The sequence below is a fragment of the Streptomyces sp. NPDC085460 genome, from assembly GCF_044541975.1.
Classification (GTDB): Bacteria; Actinomycetota; Actinomycetes; order Streptomycetales; family Streptomycetaceae; genus Streptomyces.
This window is the reverse complement of the sequence record NZ_JBITTO010000005.1, coordinates 203,945-219,398: the sequence shown is the minus strand read 5'-3', so window position 1 is coordinate 219,398 and position 15,454 is coordinate 203,945. Positions and strand designations below refer to the sequence as shown.

Below are 15,454 nucleotides of genomic sequence, written 5' to 3'. Positions count from 1 at the left end.
CGGCTCAGGCCGGGCCCGAGGCCGGGCTAGCGGCCTGGAGTCTGACCGCCGCCAGGACCGGGAGGTGGTCGGTGGCGGCGGTCAGGTCGGCGGGGTCGAGGCCGGTGGGGACGCCGCAGCCCAGGAACTCGACGCCGTCCGTCGCCAGGACGGCGTCGATCCGCTGCCGCGGGGCGGTGGGCGGGTGGGTGTGCTCGGTGCCGAGGGGGCGGACCTCCCAGCCGTCGCGGAGGGTGCGGGTGAGCCGGGTGAAGGCCGGGCCGCCGGGCGGTTCGTTGAGGTCTCCGGCGACGATCGTGTAGGGGGTGCCGAGGGCGGCGACCTGGTCGAGGACCAGTCCGGCCTGGGCGTACCGCTCGTCCGCGCGCAGGCTCAGATGGCAGCTGATCAGCCCGAGCCGGACCGCGCCGAAGCGGACGACGGCGGTGGCGAGGCCGCGCCGGTGCAGTCCCGGGGTGAGCGGCAGCAGCACGTCCTCGGTCCGCTCGACGGTGGCGCGCAGCGAGCAGAGCAGCAGCGGCCCCGCGGCGGTGGCCCCGCCGGAGAGGACGAGGAGCTCGCTCTTGGCGGCGAGCCGGGCCGCGTGCTTGCGCCAGCGGAAGAAGCGCGGGGCTTCCTGGGCGAGGACGATGTCGGGGTCGCAGGCGCGGATCACCCGGGCGAGGGCGTCCTCGTCGTCGCGCATCGAGCGCAGGTTGTAGCTGAGGATCCGGACCACGGCCGAGCCGTCCGGCTCGGTACGGGAGGCGGGCAGCGCGCCGGTCGCGTCGAGGGCCATGGGCCCAAACATAAGGCGGATGCCCGCCCCGCCCCAGGGGGCGCGGCGGGCATCGACCGGATGGGGCGTGCCGGGGGCCGGGTCAGCCCTGGCGGGCCAGGTCCGCGGCGCCGACCAGGCCGGCCTTGTTGCCGAGCTGGGCGGCGAGGACCTGGGCGTGCGGGCGCCACTGGCCGCCGATCAGCCAGCGGCGGAAGGACTTGCGGATCGGGTCGAGGACGAGGTCGCCCTCGTCCGAGACGCCGCCGCCGACGATGAACGCCGACGGGTCGAAGAGCGAGGCGAGGTCGGCGAGGCCGGCGCCGGCCCAGCGGGCCAGCTCGCGGAAGGAGTCGACGGCGACCGGGTCGCCCGCGCGGGCGGCCTCGCTGACGTGCTTGCCCTGGACACCCTCCGGGGTGCCGTCGCCGAGGCCGAGCAGGACCTCGGCCCGCTCGGGGGTGGCGTGGGCGCGCTGGCGGGCGTAGCGGACGAGGGCGCGGCCCGAGGCGTACTGCTCCCAGCAGCCCTGGCTGCCGCAGCCGCACAGCAGGCCGTCGGGGACGACCCGGATGTGGCCGAACTCGGCGGCGACGCCGAAGCGTCCGCGGCGCAGCTTGTTGCCGATGATGATGCCGCCGCCGAGGCCGGTGCCGAGGGTGATGCAGATGACGTCCTCGTGGCCCTGGCCGGCGCCGAAGCGGTACTCGCCCCAGGCGGCCGCGTTGGCGTCGTTCTCGACGACGACGGGGAGGCCGACGCGCTGCTCGACCTTGTCCTTCAGCGGCTCGTGCCGCCAGTCGATGTTCGGCGCGAAGAGGACGGTGGCCCGCTTGTCGTCGACGTAGCCGGCCGCGCCGATGCCGACGGCCTCGATCCGGTGGCCCTTGCCGGCCTCGGAGACGGCGGCGCAGATGGCGTCGACGATGCCGTCGGGGGTCGGCGGGGTGGGCACCGTGTGCGTGTCGAGGATGTTGCCCTCCTCGTCGACCACGCCGGCCGCGATCTTCGTGCCGCCGATGTCGACGCCGATGGTGAGTCCCATGTGTCCCTCAGTTTTCGGTCGAGCCCCGCTAGGGCCCACCGTACCCGAGGGGAGGGGCGCTACTGATCAGTCCAGGTCGATGGGGCGGCCGGTGGTGGGGCCTTCCCCGCCCTCCTTGGGGTCCTCGGGGTCGCCGGAGTCGTGGCTCTCGGGCTCGCGGGGGGTATCGGCGGCGCGGCGGGGGTCGTCCTCGGCGAGGCCGGAGCCTCGGGTCCAGCGGGTCTCGTGGCCCTCGACGGCCGAGCGGTAGGCGGCGAGGAGTTCGCTGCCGGCGGCGGCGAGGTGGTCGAAGACCTGCGGGTTGCGCTCGATGACCGGCTCGACGGCGGCCTTCGCCTGGTTGACGAGTCCCTTGACGGTCTCGGCGGCCTGGGCGGCCGCGCCGGCGGCGTTCTGCCCGCCGAACAGCGGGGCCGCGGCGCCGAGTCCGCCGGTGAGCTTGTCGGCGACGGCCTCGAAGAGCTTGCGGAACTCCTCGGCGGGCGAGCCGGGCTCGGCGCCGTGCTCCGCGCGGCGGCGGGCCTTCTCCGCCTCCAGGTCCTCGGCACACGCCTTGGCCCAGGCGTCCGGATCGCTGTTCATGGCGTACTCCTCCGTCGCTTCCCTTCCTTCGACGGTACACGCCGGGGGAAGCGGTCAGGAGTCCTTGGGCCAGAGTCCCGGGTCGGGGGCGAAGCGGACGGCGAGGTCGCCGTCGACGAGGCCGGCGCCGGTGACGGTGCAGCGGCGCAGGGCGGGCGGGAGGGGCAGGGTGCGGCGGAAGGGTCCGGCGCCGAGGAGCAGTTCGTCGCCCCTGCGGACGAGGGAGAGGTCCTGTTTGACGGCGCCGGGCAGCGGGAGGTGCCAGACGAGGACGCCGTCCCGCTCGCGGCGGTCCTCGACGGCCGGCGCGGGCGCGGGGACGGGCGGGAGGCCGGGGCGTACGGCGAGCAGGGCGAGGTCCTCGGGGCCGCGGGGGGCGCGGCCGAGGTGCGGCAGCTCGTGCAGGACGTCGCCGGCGTCGGCGCGGAGGGTCTCCAGGTGGCGGTGCTGTTCGGTGGTGAGGGCGGCGAGCCAGGGGTCGTCGGAGGCGGCGGGGAGCAGCCGGTTGGCGACGACGGCGTCGAGGGCGAGGCCCTGGAGGGCGAGGCCGAGGCGGGCCTCGCGGAGGGTGGCGGCGGCGGTCGGGCCGGGTTCGAGGACGAGCCGGACGGTGGTGCCGGGGGCTTCGACGACGGTCTGGACGGCGGCGAGCTCGTGCTCCCAGCGGGCGGTGGTCTCGTACAGCCACTGGGCGGGCATGGGGACGCCGGCGAGCTGGGCGAGCATCGGGCGCAGCGCGCGGGCGGCCTGCCGCTCGGGGGGCAGCAGCCGGCGCAGGTAGCGGCGGAGCTGCTCGGGGAGGGCGAGGACGGTCAGGGCCTCGCGGAGCGGGGGGAGGTCGACGACGGCGACGTCGTGGTCGCCGGCGGCGGCCTCGCGCAGGGCCCGGAGGAGGGCGAACTGGCGGCTGCCGGGCAGCTCGGTGAGTTCGGCGTCCTCGAAGGGCGCGGCGCCGAGGAGGTCGAGGACGGTGCCGGAGCGGGCCTGGAGGGCGAGGAACTCGCGCCGGAAGTCGCCGGCGGGGTCGGGCCGCAGGACGGTGAGGGTCCCGGGGCCGGCGCCGGCCGCGTCCTCGGCGGGTGCGGTCCCCGCCGGGTCCGTGTCGCCGGGGACGAGCAGCACGCGCCGGCCGGCGTGGGCCTCGGCGAGGGCGGTCGCGGTGGCGACCGTGGTCCGCCCGGCGCCGCCGGCTCCGGTGACGAGGATGATCCGCATGCGCCCGACGCTATCGCGCGGCGCGCGGGGCTCCCGGCCCGGTGGTCACGCCGTGGACTCCACGCGCTGCTTCAGGCCGGCGAGGGCGCGGTCGATGATGACCTTCTCGGCCTTGCGCTTGATCATGCCGAGCATGGGGATCTTGACGTCGACGGTGAGCTGGTAGGTGACCTCGGTGCGGTCGCCGGCGAGCGGCTTGAGCAGGTAGGAGCCGTCGAGGGAGCGCAGCATCTGGGACTTGACCAGGGTCCAGCTGACCTCGTTGTCGCCGGTCCAGGTGTAGGCGAGGGTGTGGTCGTCCTTGATGGCGCCGGCGTCGAGGACGAGCCGGACCTTCTCGGCGCGGCCGGCGTCGTCGGTCGACAGGACCTCGGCCTGGGTGACCTCGCCGGTCCAGTCGGGGTAGCGGGCGAAGTCGGCGATCACACCCATGACGTCGGCCGGCGCCGCCTCGATGGTGATGCTGGAGCTGGTGTGTTCGGCCATCGCGGTGGCTCCTCCACTGTGCGGTCCGGCGGACGTACGAAGGGCACACACGTGCCGACGGAAGGCTATCGCGCCCCGCTCGGGCGCCCGTCACCACTCCAGGGCGAAGGGGCGGCCGGTGGCGGCGAAGTGTCCGACGTTCACGCATTCGGTGGCGCCGATCCGCATCCGGCGGGCGAGCGGCTGGTGGACGTGGCCGAAGAGGGACCAGCGGGGGCGGGTGCGGCGGATGGCGTCGAGGAGGGCGCGGCTGCCGCGCTCGAAGCGGCGGGCGACGGTGTCGTAGGTCAGGTCGGGGACCTCGGGCGGGATGTGGGAGCAGAGGACGTCGACCTCGCCGAGCGCCTCGACCTTGGCGGCGTACTCCTCGTCCCCGATCTCGTACGGGGTCCTCATGGGGGTGCGCAGGCCGCCGCCGACGAAGCCGAAGGTCAGGCCGCCGATCTCGATCCGCTGCCCGTCGAGGACGGTGGTGCCGGGGCCGGCGTACTCGGGCCAGAGGGTGGGGATGTCGACGTTGCCGTAGGTGGCGTAGGTGGGCGCGGGGAAGGCGGCGAAGAGTTCGGCGTACTGGCGGCGGACGGCGGCCTCGATGGCGGTCTCGCGGTCGACGGCGAGTCCGGCCCAGAGGCTGCGGCCCAGGTCACGGGCCTCGTCGAAGCGGCGGGCGGTGCGCAGCTCGACGATCCGGTCGGCGTTGGCCACGCCGAAGAGGTCGGGGAAGATGCCCCGGCTGTGGTCGGCGTAGTCGAGGAACAGGACCAGGTCGCCGAGGCATATGAGGGCGTCGGCGCCGTCCCCCGCCCGGGCGAGGGCGCCGGTGTTGCCGTGCACGTCGCTGACCACGTGGACTCGCATGTGCCCACCTTAGGGCGTCGGACCTGCGGTTACTTGGGAGTCGGGAAAGCTGTGGATTACTGTGCGCGGAGGGCCGTCACGCTGGTGTGACGCACGGAACATCTCGCCGGGACCCCCTATCGGGAACCACGTACTGATGGGTAACGTCCGGGCAGTCCACAGTCGTGCTCACCCCCACGAGCACCTGCCCGATCATGGACCGCACCGGTGCGTCACACAGAGCCGTGGCACCGGAGCCCGATGAGGAGCAGCAGTCTTGCGCGAGTTCAGCCTTCCGGCCCTGTACGAGGTCCCTTCGGACGGCAACCTGACGGATCTCATCCGCCGCAACGCCTCCCAGCACCCAGACGTCGCCGTGATGGGCCGCAAGGCCGACGGCGTGTGGACGGACGTCACCGCCAAGGAGTTCCTCGCCGAGGTCCGCGGGGCCGCCAAGGGCCTGATCGCGGCCGGGGTCGGGGTGGGCGACCGGGTCGCGCTGCTCTCCCGCACGCGCTACGAGTGGGTGCTCCTCGACTTCGCCATCTGGAGCGCGGGCGCGGTGACCGTGCCGGTGTACGAGACCAGCTCGCCGGAGCAGATCCAGTGGATCCTCGGCGACTCGGGCGCCTCGCTGGCGGTGGTGGAGTCCGCGGCGCACCAGGCGTCCGTGGAGTCCGTGCGCGAGGGGCTGCCGGCACTGAAGGGCGTCTGGCAGATCGAGGACGGCGCGGTCGAGCGGCTGACGGCCTCCGGCGCGGAGGTCTCGGACGAGACCCTGGACGCCCGGATGTCGGCGGCGAACGCGGACGACCCGGCGACCATCGTCTACACCTCGGGCACGACGGGCCGCCCCAAGGGCTGCGTCCTGACCCACCGGGCGTTCTTCGCCGAGTGCGGCAACGTGGTGGAGCGCCTGAAGCCGCTCTTCCGCACCGGGGAGTCCTCGGTGCTGCTCTTCCTCCCGGCGGCGCACGTCTTCGGCCGGCTGATCGAGGTGGCCTCGGTGATGGCCCCGATCCGGCTGGGCTGCCTCCCGGACATCAAGACCCTCACGGACGAGCTGGCCTCCTTCCGGCCGACGCTGATCCTGGGCGTGCCGCGCGTCTTCGAGAAGGTCTACAACTCGGCGCGCGCCAAGGCCCAGGCCGACGGCAAGGGCAAGATCTTCGACAAGGCCGCGCACACGGCGATCGCCTACAGCCGCGCCCTCGCGACCCCGCAGGGCCCGTCGCTCGGGCTGCGGCTGAAGCACAAGGTCTTCGACAAGCTGGTCTTCTCGAAGCTGCGGGCGGTGCTCGGCGGGCGGGGCGAGTACGCGATCTCCGGCGGCGCGCCGCTGGGCGAGCGCCTCGGCCACTTCTTCCGCGGCATCGGCTTCACCGTCCTGGAGGGCTACGGCCTGACGGAGTCGTGCGCGGCGACCGCCTTCAACCCGTGGGACCGCCCGAAGATCGGCACGGTCGGCCAGCCGCTGCCGGGCTCGGTGGTGCGGATCGCGGACGACGGCGAGGTGCTGCTGCACGGCGAGCACATCTTCACGGGGTACTGGAACAACGAGGCGGCCACGGCCGAGGCGCTGGCGGACGGCTGGTTCCACACCGGTGACATCGGCACCCTCGACGAGGACGGCTACCTCGCGATCACCGGCCGGAAGAAGGAGATCCTGGTGACGGCCGGCGGCAAGAACGTCGCCCCGGCGGTCATCGAGGACCGGATCCGCGCCCACGCCCTGGTGGCGGAGTGCATGGTGGTCGGCGACGGGCGCCCGTTCGTCGGCGCGCTCGTCACCCTCGACGAGGAGTTCCTGGGCCGCTGGGCGGCCGAGCACGGCAAGCCGGCCGGTACGACCGCCGCCGCGCTCCGCGACGACCCCGAGCTGCTGGCCGAGGTGCAGCGCGCGGTCGACGACGGCAACGCGGCGGTGTCCAAGGCGGAGTCGGTCCGCAAGTTCCGCGTCCTGGCCTCGCAGTTCACCGAGGAGGCGGGCCACATCACCCCGTCGCTGAAGCTGAAGAGGAACGTGGTGGCGAAGGACTTCGCCGACGAGATCGAGGCGATCTACAGCAAGTGAGCGGTCACGGCGGAGGGGCCCGGCGCGTGCGCCGGGCCCCTCCGCCGTGCCTCCAGCAGGTCCCTGCCCGCCTACAGCAGTTCCCTGAGCCGTTCCGCCAGCAGGTCCCAGCGCCACTTCTCCTCCACCCAGGCCCGGCCCCGCTCGCCCATGCGGGCGCGGAGCTCCGGGTCGAGCAGGAGGGTGGTGACGCGGTCGGCGGTGTCCTCGGCGGACTCGCCGCGGACGACCCAGCCGGTCTCGCCGTCGAGGACGGCGTCGGGGGCGCCGCCGGAGTCGCCGGCGACGACCGGGAGGCCGGTCGCGGACGCCTCCAGGTAGACGATGCCGAGCCCCTCGACGTCCAGGCCGCCGCGGCGGGTGCGGCAGGGCATGGCGAAGACGTCGCCGGCGCCGTAGTGGGCGGGCAGCTCGGACCAGGGGACGGCGCCGGTGAAGCGTACGGAGGCGGCGACGCCGGTCTCCGCGGCGAGCCGGCGCAGGTCCTTCTCGTACGGACCGCCGCCGACGATCAGCAGGACGGCGTCGGGCACCTGCCGGAGGATCCGGGGCAGGGCGCGGATCAGGGTGTCCTGGCCCTTGCGCGGGACGAGCCGGGAGACGCAGACCACGACCGGCCGGTCGGTGAGGCCGAGGCGGGCGCGGACCTCGTCGCCGCCGGAGCCGGGGTGGAAGGTCTTCTCGTCGACGCCGGGCGGCAGCTGGACCATGCGGCCCGCGGCGGCCGGGGTGAGGGCGGACGCGATGCGGGAGCGGGTGTACTCGCCGAGGTACGTGATCGTGTCCGTGCCCTCGCCGATCCGCCGCAGCAGCTGCCGGGCGGCGGGCAGCTGCGCCCAGCCCGCCTCGTGCCCGTGGGTGGTCGCCACCAGCCGCTTCGCACCGGCCCTGCGCAGCGCGGGGGCCATCAGACCGAGCGGCGCGGCGGCGCCGAACCAGACCGACTCGCAGCCGTGCTCGCGCAGCAGCGCGGTGGCCCGGGCGGTCACACGTGGCGTAGGCAACAGCATGGTGGTGCGGTCTCGGACAACCGTGAAAGGCTGTTCCGCGTCGAACAGAGCGGTGGCCTCCGCCCCTTCGCGGCCTCGCTTCCAGGTGGAGGCGTAGACCACGAGCCGGTCGGGGTCCAGTCGCAACGCCATGTTGTGCAGGAATGCCTGGATTCCGCCGGGACGCGGCGGGAAATCGTTCGTTACGATCAGGGTCTTGTGCATCGTGATTGACAGTACGTGATGGCTGTACGTCATGGCGCGCGATCGCACCCTACGCCCGGCACCACCCCTCTCCGCGCGAGCGGACCGACAGGACAGGAACAGGACAGGTAATGACGGGCGCAGTGGGGATCGGCTCGCGCACGGCTACGCGGCTGCGGGAGTTGCGTCTTCCGCTCGGCCTCTGGGCACTGACCAGGATCATCCTCCTGGTGTGCGTCTTCAAGATCGTGGTGGTTCCGGGCCCGGACGTCACCAGTGACGTCGAGCAGATCTACCAGAGCTGGTACGAGGTCCTGAAGACCGGCACGTACCCGCAGGACGACGTCACCTGGCAGTACCCGCCGGCCGCGGCCCTCGCGATCCTCTCGCCCGTCCTGCTGCCCTTCCTGAACTACTCGGCCGCGTTCTTCGTGCTGGCCTTCCTCTGCGACGCCGCGGTCTTCGGGCTGCTCGTCTACACGGGCCGCCGTCCGGGCCGGTCGATGCGGGGCGCGTGGCTGTGGCTGGCGGCGGTGCCGCTGATGGGCCCGACCGCGTACGCCCGCTACGACATCATGGTCACCGCGGTCGCCGTGGCGGGTCTGCTCGCCGCGATCCGCAGCCCGCGGGTGCTGGGCGCGCTGGCCGGTTTCGGCGCGGTCCTGAAGGTGTGGCCGGCGCTGATCCTGGCGGGCACCCCGAAGGGCCGGGCGACCTGGCGTTCCTGGCCGGTGGCGGCCGGTACGGCGGTGGGCGTGCTGGCGCTGTGCATGGCCTGGATGCCGGGCGGCCTCGCGTTCCTCTCCTTCCAGAGCGAGCGGGGCACCGAGGTCGAGTCGCTGGGCGCGATGGTCTTCCACGTGGCCCGGCACTTCGGCTGGGACGGCGAGGCGCGGATGAACTACGGCTCGATCGAGTTCCTCGGCCCGTACGTCTCCTGGGTGTCGAAGGGCGCGATGGCGCTGACCGTGGCCGCCTTCGCCTGGCTGCTGCTGTGGCGGTTCAAGGCGCGCCGCTTCACCTCCTCGACGGTGGCCGACGCGGCCTTCGTCGCGGTGCTGCTCTTCACCGCGACGAGCCGGGTGATCTCCCCCCAGTACATGATCTGGCTGGTCGGTCTCGCCGCCGTCTGCCTGGTCTACCGGTCGAGCCGGATGCGGACGCCCGCGTACCTGATCCTCTGGGCGACGGCGGTGACGCAGTTCGAGTTCCCGGTCTGGTTCTCGCACGTGACGCAGAGCGACTGGCTGGGCATCGGCGTGCTGTTCCTGCGCAACGGCCTGCTGATCGCGGCGACCCTGATGGCCTGCCGGATCCTGTGGAAGCACACGGTCACCGACGCGGGCACGGTCATCCCCGTCCCGGAGGGCCGGCCGGAGCGCGAGAAGGTGCTGACGGGCTCGTCCTGACCCGCGCGGCGGCGGTGCGGCGGTGCAGCACCGCCAGCGCGCCGCCCTGCGCGGCCATGGCGAGCGTCATGGCCAGGCAGACGCCGGGCAGCCCGAGCCCCGACAGGGCGAGGGCGAGCGGCAGCTGGAGCAGGACGCCGGCCACGGTGATCCTGGCCAGGTGAGGGCTCGCCCCCGCGCCCTCGAAGACGCCGGCGGCGGCGATGCAGGCGCCCATGAGGGGCAGGTAGCCGCCGAGGCAGCGCAGGAAGAGCGCGCCCGCGTCGGCGACCTCGGGCCCGGCCCCGAAGAGCCGCATCACGCCGTCCGCGCCGGCCCACAGCACCGCGCCGAAGCCCGCGCCGAGCGCCGCCCCGAGCAGGGTCGCGGCGCGGGCGACGGCCCCGCGTCCGTCCGTGCCGGCGCCGAGCAGGTGGGCGGTGTGGATGGCGGCGGCCTGGCGCACGGCGTAGAGCGCCATGGTGGCGACGTACATGCCCTTGGTGGCGATCCCGTAGGCGGCGGTCTCGGTGACGCCGAGCCGGGCGACGACGGCGACCAGGGCGAGCGCCCCGGCCATCCGCACGGTGAAGTCGGCGGCCATGGGCAGTCCGGTGGCGGCGGTCCGGCGCACGGCCGCGCCGGTGCTCCCGGCCGGCGCGGTGGTCCGGGCGGCCCTGAGCAGCGGCCGGCGGCGGAGGGCGGCCAGCCCGGCGGCGAGGGCGGCGGTGCGGCCGATGACGGTGGCGAGGGCGGCGCCCGGCACCCCGTACGCGTGGATGAGCAGCGGGTCGAGGACCAGGATCAGGCCGTTGGCGAGGAAGGCGAGCCGCATGGGGGTGCGGGTGTCACCGGCGCCCTTGAGGATCGAGTCGACGACGTTCCCGGCGAAGAAGACGGCGGTGCCGGGGAGCGAGACGGCGAGGTAGGCGACGGTGAGGTCGTGCGCGCCGCCCGTGGCGCCGCCCAGGAGCAGCGTGGCCAGCGGGTCGCGCAGCAGGAAGCCGCCGAGGGCGACCGGCGGGATCAGCAGGGCGCAGAGGGCGGCGCCGCCCCGGACGGCGGTGCGGACGGCGCCGGGGTCCCCGGCGCCGCGGGCCCGGGCGACGAGCACGGTGGTGCCTGATCCGGCCATGAGGATCACGCCGAGGAGCAGGTTCTCGACGTTGGTGGCGACGGCGACGGCGGCGACGGCGTCCCCGCCGAGCCGGGCGACCCAGACCATGTTGATGATGCCGGCGGCGACTCCGGCGAGCAGTTCCAGGTAGACCGGCCCGCCGAGCCGGACGAGCGTACGCCGATGGCTCCGCTGCGACTCCACACGTCCCCCTCTTTTCGATGTACCTCGATTCGAGGCACCTCGAAAAGAGGTAGCATGCGGCGAGGAGCGAGGACAAGCGGAAGGGGAGCACGACCGGTGCTGGAACTGTCGATCCTGGGTTTCCTGTACGAGCGCCCGCTGCACGGCTACGAGCTCAAGGAGCGCATCCAGGCGCTCAGTGGCCACGTCCGCCCGGTCAGCGACGGCGCCCTCTACCCGGCGATCAACCGCCTGGTCGACAAGGGCCTGGTGGAGAGCCACGCCGAGCCCGGCGCCTCCGCCGCCCCCCGCCGCACCCTCTCGCTCACCCCCGAGGGCCGGGCCGCGCTGCTCGCTCGCCTCCGCTCCCCCAAGGACGCCGAGATCACCGACGGCCGGCGCTTCTTCACCGTGCTGACCTTCCTCGGCCTGCTCGCGGACCCCGCCGCGCAGGCCGCCGTGCTCCGCCGCCGCCAGAGCTTCCTGCTGACCCCGGCCAGCTTCTTCTACGAGGACGGCGCCCCGGCCACCGTCGAGCGGGAGCCCGACCTCTTCCGCCGCGGCATGCTCCGCGTGGCCCGCGCGACCGGCACCGAGGAGAAGGCATGGCTCGCCGAGACCCTCGCCGAACTCGACGCCCGCGCGGCGGACGCCTCTCCCTGATCCGCCGGACAGGCCCTAGGCCAGCCGCTCCCGCAGAGAGGCCCGCCAGTCCTCCGTGAACTCCTCCGGCGTCGTGTCCAGCACCTTCCGCAGGGCGCTCTCCACCGCCCCGTCCCGGCCCGGGTGGGCGCCCACCTCCCGGTAGAAGGCGGTCAGCCGCTCCTCGCCCCAGCGGTCGGCGATCATCGCGCAGGCCAGCCAGCCGGACTCGTAGGCCCGGGCCAGCGCCTCGGAGTCACCGGTGAAGGCGAAGTCCCCGTCCTCGGGCAGGGCGGCGGGCACCTCCCCGGCCAGCACCGCCCGGCGCAGTTCGGGCGCGGCCTGGGCGGGGGTCCGGTCGCCGCCCCGGTAGGCGGCCCAGTCGGCGAAGCCCTCGGAGAGCCAGACCGGGGTGGACGGCGAGGTGTGGGCGCGGGTGGCGACGTGGACGGTCTCGTGGGTGAGGATCACCTCCCGGCCGAAGGCGCCGAGCACCCCGTACGCCTCGGGGTTGACGATCACCCGGTCCGCGGGGGACGCGGCCGAGCGCTCGGTCTCCCCGGTGGTGACCGCCGCTATCCCCCGGTACCGGGAGCCGTCCGTCGCGAGCAGCCCGCCCATGGCGTCGAGGGAGGCGGGGACGAGGACGAGCACCCGGCGGGCCCACTCCGGCCCCCACACCGCGTCGACGGCGGGCACCGCCCGGTCGGCGAGGCGGGCGATCTCGGCGAGCCGGTCCCGGTCCTGCCCGACCCCGAGGACCAGCGAGCGGGCGCCGCGCACCGCCGCCACCTCGCCCTGCTCCCAGAGCCGCCGCGGGGCCCCGTCGGCGGGCCGCTCGGCGGTGACGTACCAGCGTCCGTCCCGCTCGGCGAACTCCATGACCCGGCCCGCGTCGAGGGGGCCGCGGTCGAAGCCCTCGATCCGGTGGCCGCGCTCGACGCGGGCGGTGAGCCGGCCCTCGCCGGTCCGGTCCACGCCGGTGACGCGATAGCTCCAGCCGGCCAGCGGGACCTCGGCGAGCCGGCGGAACTCGGTCCGCGCGGCCGCCCGGTGCGCGGGGTCGGCGGCGGCCAGCCAGGCCGTCTCGTCGCGGTCGAGCAGCGCACGGGCCTGCCGGTCGAGCACGGCCTGGACCTCACGGAGGGCCGGGTCGGCGGGCCGGACGCCGGCGGAGCAGCCGAAAAGGGCGGCCAGGGCGGCGAGGGCGAGCAGCAGGGCGAGCAGCGCTCCGCCCGGCCGTCGCGCGCCGCACACCCGTTCCACCACGCCTCAGATGGTACGGAAGAGTGAAGGGAACACGCCTCCCGGAGCCGCCCGGGGCCGGGATCAGAGCCGGGGCACGCCCTCCGGAGCCGCCCGAGGTCGGGCTCAGGGCCGGGGCACGCCTTCAGGAGCCGCCCGGGGCGGGCTCAGAGCCGGGTCACCGTCACGTGGGACATCATGTTCACCGGGTCGTAGCGGACCCGGGCGCCCGGGTAGGGGGCGTGGATGACCTGCCCGTTCCCGGCGTAGATGCCGACGTGGCTGGCATCGCCGCGGTACGTGACGATGTCGCCGGGCTGCGCCTGGGAGAGCGGCACCTGCCGGCCGGCGTACCGCTGCGCGGACGATGTGCGCGGCAGGCTGATCCCGGCCTGCCGGTACGACCAGACCATCAGCCCCGAGCAGTCGAAGGCGGTGGGGCCGGTCGCGCCCCAGACGTACGGCTTGCCGACGGCGCTGCGGGCGGCGAGGACCGCGGCGGCGCCCCGCGAGTCGGCGGGACCGAGGTCGGCGGGCGGCGGCAGCTCCTCGCCCGGCCCGTCGGCCCGCCCGCCGGAGCGGGAGGCCCGCTCGTAGTCGGCGCGCTCGGCGGCGGTGAGGGAGGCGAGGACCCGGCGGGCCTCGGCGAGCTTCCGCTCCACCGACCGCTTGTGGCGGGCCACCTCGGCGCGGCTGCGCTCCAGTTCGCCGAGGGCGGTGCGGGCCTCGGCGCGCTCCTGGTCGAGCCGGCGGCGCTCCCGCCGGAGTTCGGTGAGGGCGGCGGTCTGCCGGGCGGTGACCCGGTCGAGGGCGGAGGCCCGGGAGAGGTAGCTGTCCGGGTCGGAGGAGAGCAGCAGGACGAGGGTCGGGTCGAGGCCGCCGGAGCGGTACTGGGCACCGGCCAGCGCGCCGAGCGCGCCGCGCATCCGGTTGATCCGCTCCTGGCCGCGGGCGAGGCTGTCCTGTGCCTGGCCGACCTTGCGGCGCAGGGCGTCGGCCTTCTCGTCCGCCTGGTTGTACCCCTCGGCGGCGCGCTCGGCCTCCTCGTAGAGGCGGTCGACCTTGGCGCGGGTGGCCTCGGTGCCGGCGCCCGGGTCGGCGCTCGCGGGGACGGCGCCGAGGGAGGCCGCCGCGGTGGCCGCGGCGGCTGCGGTCAGGACGGTGACCCGGGCGGGTCGGCGGTGGGAGGCCACGGCTCGCGCTCTTTCCGTTCGGCTCGTGTGCGGACTGGCGCCGCAGACAGTAGCCGCTCCCCCGGTCGCGTCCAACGAGGACGCCGGGCACACAAAATGACGCCCCGCCGGAGATCACGAGGTCACCGGCGGGGCGTCAGGTCAGCACGGAGTGCGGCGAACCACCCGTTCGGGCGGCATGCCGGGCGGGTCAGCCGCCGATGCGGACACCGAACTGGAACGTGCCCATGTAGTTCATCGACTCGTAGCGGACCGAGGCGCCCGGCTTCGGGGCGTGCAGGATCGTGTTGTTGCCCGCGTAGAGGCCGACGTGCGACAGGCCGTTGAAGAAGACCAGGTCGCCCGGCCGGAGCTGGCTGCGGCCGATCTTGGTGCCGTCGTTCTGCTGGGTGTAGGTGACCCGGGAGAGCCTGGCGCCGGCCTTGCCGTAGGCCCACTGCGTGAGGCCGGAGCAGTCGTAGGCGTACGGGCCCTCGGCGCCGGACTGGTACGGCTTGCCGACCTGGGTGGCGGCGTTGGCGAGGGCGGCGGCGCCCAGGCCGCTGGCCGGGACCTCGTTGCCGAGCTCGACGCGGTCGCCGGCGGCACGGCTGGCGCGCTCGGCCTTCTCCGCCTTCTCCCGCTCCTCCTGCTGGATGCGGGCGCGCTCCTCGGCGGTGAGGGTGCCGAGCAGCTTGCGGGCGTCGGCGAGCTTGCTCTGGACCTTGCGCTTCTTCTCGCCGAGCGTCTTGCGGACCTCTTCGAGGTCGGCGAGCTTGGCGGTGGCCTCGGCACGCTGCTGGGCGAGGGTGCGCTGCTTGTCCTGGATGGTGGCGAGGACGTCGGCCTGCTGGTCGGTGACCCGGCCGATGGCGGACGCCTTCTCCAGGTAGTCGTCCGGGTTCGAGGAGAGGAAGAGCTGGAGCGCCGGGTCGATGCCGCCGGAGCGGTACTGGGCGCTGGCGACCGAACCGATCTGGTCCCGGAGGGTGTTCAGCTCCTGCTGACCACGGGCCACCCGGTCCTGGATCTGGCCGATCTCCTTCTGCAGCTTGCCGCGGCGCTCCTCGGCCAGGCTGTGCTGCTCGGTGGCCTCCTCGGCCTCGTGGTACAGGTCGTCGACCTTCGCCTTGACCTCGTCGATCTTCGGCTTGGGGGCCGCCTGGGCTCCGGTCTGGGCGGAGAACGCGACGGCGGCGGCCGCGGTCGCGGTGAGCACGGTCACACGGGTGCGGCTCGGCTGCTTGGGTCGACGGTGGGACGCCACGAAGGCGAGCTCCTTCTTCCTCAGAGCCGCCGGCCGGTCAGGGGCAGGCGGTTCCTCCACGGACCGCCCTGATGGGTGATCAACCGCGCGAAGGTTCGAGCCATGACCCTAGTGACCAAGTTGTGATCAGTTCAAATCCCGATGGCAAAAATCTCGCTCACGCACCACTTTATTTACCAGCATCACACGGCCCGTGACCGGCACTTGACCCTACGCCTTCCAGAAATCGGGCATAGAACCCAAGAGTTGCG

At 74.3% G+C, this 15,454-nt stretch carries 14 protein-coding genes; 3 read left to right on the top strand and 11 right to left on the bottom strand.

Features of this window, described 5'->3' with window-relative positions; genetic code table 11:
- Window positions 1-4 precede the first annotated feature (4 nt).
- The 6 genes from ACIGHB_RS14825 to ACIGHB_RS14800 all read right to left on the bottom strand — a co-directional run bounded on the left by ACIGHB_RS14825 (window position 5) and on the right by ACIGHB_RS14800 (window position 4,943).
- Window positions 5-778 (bottom strand): endonuclease/exonuclease/phosphatase family protein, encoded by a 774-nt coding sequence (locus ACIGHB_RS14825; RefSeq protein WP_399913110.1) that lies wholly within the window; start codon window positions 776-778, stop codon window positions 5-7.
- 82 nt (window positions 779-860) lie between these two features.
- Window positions 861-1,802 carry an ROK family glucokinase gene (locus ACIGHB_RS14820; RefSeq protein WP_360313595.1) on the bottom strand — a complete coding sequence of 314 codons (942 nt, stop codon included), beginning with the start codon at window positions 1,800-1,802 and terminating at the stop codon, window positions 861-863.
- 66 nt (window positions 1,803-1,868) lie between these two features.
- Entirely contained in the window at window positions 1,869-2,384 is a 516-nt protein-coding gene (locus ACIGHB_RS14815; RefSeq protein ID WP_399913106.1) for a DUF5304 domain-containing protein, read from the bottom strand.
- A 54-nt stretch (window positions 2,385-2,438) separates the two neighbouring features.
- Window positions 2,439-3,599 carry an ArsA-related P-loop ATPase gene (locus tag ACIGHB_RS14810; RefSeq protein ID WP_360313599.1) on the bottom strand — a complete coding sequence of 387 codons (1,161 nt, stop codon included), beginning with the start codon at window positions 3,597-3,599 and terminating at the stop codon, window positions 2,439-2,441.
- 45 nt (window positions 3,600-3,644) lie between these two features.
- Window positions 3,645-4,085, bottom strand: coding sequence for an SRPBCC family protein (locus ACIGHB_RS14805; protein ID WP_360313601.1), 441 nt, complete (start codon window positions 4,083-4,085; stop codon window positions 3,645-3,647).
- A 90-nt stretch (window positions 4,086-4,175) separates the two neighbouring features.
- Window positions 4,176-4,943, bottom strand: coding sequence for a metallophosphoesterase (locus ACIGHB_RS14800; RefSeq protein ID WP_399913102.1), 768 nt, complete (start codon window positions 4,941-4,943; stop codon window positions 4,176-4,178).
- Between the two features lie 256 nt (window positions 4,944-5,199).
- On the opposite strand from ACIGHB_RS14800, the gene ACIGHB_RS14795 reads away from it, so the two are divergent.
- The gene (locus ACIGHB_RS14795) at window positions 5,200-6,996 is read left to right on the top strand and encodes an AMP-dependent synthetase/ligase (RefSeq protein WP_399913099.1); all 1,797 of its coding nucleotides are present in this window, start codon (window positions 5,200-5,202) and stop codon (window positions 6,994-6,996) included.
- Between the two features lie 71 nt (window positions 6,997-7,067).
- On the opposite strand, the gene ACIGHB_RS14790 is transcribed toward ACIGHB_RS14795, so the two are convergent.
- Window positions 7,068-8,210 carry a glycosyltransferase family 4 protein gene (locus ACIGHB_RS14790; RefSeq protein WP_399913096.1) on the bottom strand — a complete coding sequence of 381 codons (1,143 nt, stop codon included), beginning with the start codon at window positions 8,208-8,210 and terminating at the stop codon, window positions 7,068-7,070.
- 110 nt (window positions 8,211-8,320) lie between these two features.
- Between ACIGHB_RS14790 and ACIGHB_RS14785 the strand changes: the two genes are divergently transcribed.
- Complete coding sequence (locus ACIGHB_RS14785; RefSeq protein WP_360313609.1) at window positions 8,321-9,598, top strand: glycosyltransferase family 87 protein; 1,278 nt, start codon at window positions 8,321-8,323, stop codon at window positions 9,596-9,598.
- Here ACIGHB_RS14785 and ACIGHB_RS14780 read toward each other — a convergent pair.
- Window positions 9,540-10,898 (bottom strand): MATE family efflux transporter, encoded by a 1,359-nt coding sequence (locus tag ACIGHB_RS14780; protein ID WP_399913092.1) that lies wholly within the window; start codon window positions 10,896-10,898, stop codon window positions 9,540-9,542. The genes ACIGHB_RS14785 and ACIGHB_RS14780 overlap by 59 nt on opposite strands.
- 96 nt (window positions 10,899-10,994) lie before the next feature.
- Between ACIGHB_RS14780 and ACIGHB_RS14775 the strand changes: the two genes are divergently transcribed.
- Window positions 10,995-11,540 (top strand): PadR family transcriptional regulator, encoded by a 546-nt coding sequence (locus ACIGHB_RS14775; protein WP_360313613.1) that lies wholly within the window; start codon window positions 10,995-10,997, stop codon window positions 11,538-11,540.
- Between the two features lie 15 nt (window positions 11,541-11,555).
- On the opposite strand, the gene ACIGHB_RS14770 is transcribed toward ACIGHB_RS14775, so the two are convergent.
- The 3 genes from ACIGHB_RS14770 to ACIGHB_RS14760 form a co-directional block, all read right to left on the bottom strand.
- Window positions 11,556-12,788, bottom strand: a complete 1,233-nt coding sequence (locus tag ACIGHB_RS14770) for a hypothetical protein (protein WP_399913089.1) — start codon at window positions 12,786-12,788, stop codon at window positions 11,556-11,558.
- A gap of 143 nt (window positions 12,789-12,931) precedes the next feature.
- Complete coding sequence (locus ACIGHB_RS14765) at window positions 12,932-13,957, bottom strand: NlpC/P60 family protein (protein WP_360313617.1); 1,026 nt, start codon at window positions 13,955-13,957, stop codon at window positions 12,932-12,934.
- A gap of 190 nt (window positions 13,958-14,147) precedes the next feature.
- Window positions 14,148-15,203 (bottom strand): NlpC/P60 family protein, encoded by a 1,056-nt coding sequence (locus ACIGHB_RS14760; protein ID WP_399913085.1) that lies wholly within the window; start codon window positions 15,201-15,203, stop codon window positions 14,148-14,150.
- Window positions 15,204-15,454 lie beyond the last annotated feature (251 nt).